General features: G+C 59.2%; 3 protein-coding genes. All 3 read left to right on the top strand.

Translation table 11 applies throughout. The annotated features are described in order from the left end of the window. A partial coding sequence (locus Q1J43_RS15940) for a DotH/IcmK family type IV secretion protein (RefSeq protein WP_366141904.1) occupies nucleotides 1-140 on the top strand: 140 nt, incomplete at its 5' end. Next, the gene (locus Q1J43_RS12750; RefSeq protein WP_301102876.1) at nucleotides 130-1620 is read left to right on the top strand and encodes a TrbI/VirB10 family protein; all 1491 of its coding nucleotides are present in this window, start codon (nucleotides 130-132) and stop codon (nucleotides 1618-1620) included. The genes Q1J43_RS15940 and Q1J43_RS12750, both read left to right, overlap by 11 nt. Nucleotides 1621-1799: 179 nt before the next feature. Continuing rightward, nucleotides 1800-3104, top strand: a complete 1305-nt coding sequence (locus Q1J43_RS12745; protein ID WP_301102875.1) for a hypothetical protein — start codon at nucleotides 1800-1802, stop codon at nucleotides 3102-3104. The last annotated feature ends 292 nt before the right edge of the window (nucleotides 3105-3396 follow it).

Here is a 3396-nt window from a genome sequence, read left to right as displayed (position 1 = left end):
CGCCGGCCTGGAATGCCAGCGCCGCATCGACGGACGGCATGACGGTCTATGAAATCGGCGACGCGCCGGTGCTGCTGATGTCTGACAACGGCGCCATGGTGCGGGCGCGTCTCACGCGGGATGAAGATCATGACAAATAACATGGACGAATTTGATCAGGATGTTCAGGAGCCGCTGGAACCGCGCAAAAACGCGATCAAGCAAAATCTCACGGAAGCATGGCGCACCAATCCAGTGCTTAAGCTTATGGCGATCATGGCCGTCGTCGGCATCGCGCTGGTGCTGACCTTCGGCGTGTTTTCAACGCCGAAACAGGAAACGCAATCCTCGCTTGGCAAGGCGCCGACGCTAGACGTAGCGCCGGGCAGCAAGGCATCGCCGTTTCTGGTCGAGCAAAATACGCAAGCCAACGCGCAGCGCGCCGAACAGGCGATTCATCAGGGCGGCAGCGTCATGCCGACGCCTATTGGTCGCAGCGTCGATCTTATCGACCCGACCGAAGAAAGCAAAAGCAAAGACGCTCTGATGGAGTTCCGCGCCGAAACCGAAAGGTTGCGTCAGGAATTGAAACAGGAGCAACGCCAGAGCGCGCAGCAGCTTCAGCTCATGCAGCAGCAGGTTCAAGCCCCGCCGCCGCAACCAGTTCAAGCGCAGCCCTTCGACGAAAGTCTTGCGCAGGCGATGCAGCAGCAACTGAAACAAGTCATGGACAGTTGGACCCTCAAAGGCGCTAAAATCGTCCGTGGCGTCAAGGAAGCAGAGAAGCCAGCGCCGCAAGGGCAAGACGCCTTTGTCGCCAATGGTGGCGCAACCACGCGGGTTGCAGCCCCCGCAGCGGGCAAAGTCGTGGAAAAGCCGCTTGTACTGGCAGGAACCGTCAATTACGCCCAGATGCTCATGGAGGCCAACTCCGATGTGCAGGGGCCGATCATGGCGCAAATTTTGTCCGGCCCGCTGGCCGGCGCCCGCGCCATCGGCAGTTTTCAAGTCAAGGACGACTACCTCGTCATCCGCTTTACTAACGCGACGTTGAAAGGCAAGGAGTACGCCATCAACGCCATGGCGCTCGACCCTGAAACCACGCTCGGCGGCATGGCGACCGAGGTCGATCACCGTTACTTTAGCCGCGTCGTGCTTCCCGCTGCGGGAAAATTCGTGTCCGCCTTCGCTTCGGCCATCAGCCAGCCTGAGACCACAACAACCGTCAGCAATGGCGCTGTTGTCGTTTCACAGGCAAAACAAGGCATGAAGGACGCGCTATACGCCGGCGCAGGTTCGGCCGGCGACAGCGTGGCCAATTTTCTCGCGCAGGAGGGATCAAAGATCAAACCGCTCGTGCGCGTTGCCGTCGGCACGCCACTGGGTCTGTTTTTCCTGACTTCGGTAAAGAAAGACGGGTCGCAGTCCGATGCCGACAGAAGCCTCGTCAACAACTTTTTCGCGACGGACAAGTTGCGCCAGGCCACGGAGGCAGGCGGACAAGTCGGCTATTACAACCCGATGCAGACAGGCTATCCCGGCTATTCACCCTACGGAGCGCTTGGCTCATCGCAACGCTACCCCAGCGGCGTATCCGTGATGACGCCCGGACAGGGCAACATGCCTTACTATGGCCGGTGAGGCTCTCGGGCATGCCGTCGCTTTTTTGACGAGTTCTGCTGACAAAGGATTGCGCCGTACCGTCGGTTCCCTTAGATTTCGGTTCAGCGCAGTGCCATATTGTTCCCCTGCGCGAAAAGTGGCATTGCCGTGATGCAGGAACGTCGGAATCTTTATGTTAGTCTTGAGGAGTTAGTTTGATGACCGATAAACAACATGGCCTGCACCAAGGCTCCGATGGTTTTGAGGATCGCGACTCCATGAGCGAGGGCGCGCAGGCCGAAGCGTGGCAGGAAGACCAGCCGCCGGTTGACGATTTCCACGACCAGTCGGATACAGAGGTCGCCGCTGCGCTTGATGCCGCCGATACGGCCGCAACGGATCAGGCCACAAAACCCGACAGCAAAAGCGGCATGAAGGTAATGGCCATTACTATTCTTGTCGGCGCGGCCCTTATCGGTGGCTTGCTTTATCTTCAATTCGGCGGATCTTCGGAACCGGGCACGGCAACCATGCCCATCGCCCAAGCCTTTAAAATGCCGCAGAACTTGGCTGAGCCAGCGGCAGCCCCTGCTCCAAACGCGCCGCCCGCTGCGCCGGTCATCCCTAAGGTGGGAGAAGTCACTGTGGTCGACCCGGGCACGACCGCAAAAACCAGTTCCGCCGACATAACGAGCCTTTACGCCGCAGGTCAGGCAAAGGACGCTGTTGCCCTCCCCATGCCGCAGCCCACCGAAGACGGCATCGCAACGACGCCAGCGACTGCCGAACCCGCCAAAGACGCACCCGCAGCGACCGACGCCCCGTCTCCGTTCAACCCCAGTCCTGCGCCCAGCGCGCAAATGGCCAAGATCGAGCCCTCCATGGCGCCGCTTCCCGCTCCGGTCGCACCCTTGTCACCTGTTACGCCACCATCAACAACGCCGGCACCGGCTAACAATGCACAACTTGATGCGTTGACGACAAAGTTTGAGGATCTGAAAAAAGCCTTCGACCAATTATCGCAACAGAACGCGCAGTTAGCCGCCCGTGTTGAGGCCTCCGCCCACGCGCAGGCGCCAGCGATGGACCCGCAACTGGAACGTCGTATGGCCATGCTGGAGAAAAAACTGGATATACTCACTGACAGACCAGCTTCCATCGAAGCCCCCAGCATAATGCCTCCAACCATCAGTAGTGCCGAGGTTGCGGCGCCGCATGAAACTGCGAAGTCAAAACCCTCCGCAAGGACGACAAATAAGAAACACGCAACGACGACGAAAAAGCCCCCCGCCACCAAACGGTCAACGACAAAGGCCACAGCGCCACAACCCGCAGCGCCAACGCACGCTTGGATGCTCCGCGCCGCAACCCCCGACGCCGCCTGGATTGCCAAAGACGCGAAAGCCACAGAACTTACCAAGGTCAAGGTCGGCGACAATGTCGAAGGGATCGGGCAGGTGGAGTCGATCACGCAGCTTGGCGAAGGCTGGGTCGTGGTGGGCAGCAAGGGCGCGATCCATTAGTCGGGGTCTTTACCCTTAAGGTGGACCGTCATGCCAGCGAAGGCTGGCATCCCATTTGGTGGTAACAGCTTGATAACAAATGGGCCCCCAGCCTACGCTGGGGTGACGGCAAGTGGCTTCTCTTGTTCCATCATAAACGGATAATACTAGACCTCTTGCATAACCATTTATTAAGAGCGGCGTGATTCGCTGGTTTCCGAGGAGGAAACGGCGATGCGATACCGAACGATCAAGGGACTGAAGGGCGAGGCGTTTCGGCGGCTTACGGGTGTTAAGCGCGAAACGTTTGGCG

Origin of the sequence: Propionivibrio sp. (assembly GCF_029255185.1) — a bacterium.
GTDB lineage: Bacteria > Pseudomonadota > Gammaproteobacteria > Burkholderiales > Rhodocyclaceae > Propionivibrio.
Note: the sequence above shows the minus strand (reverse complement) of the source record. Positions and strands in the feature narration are given on the sequence as shown.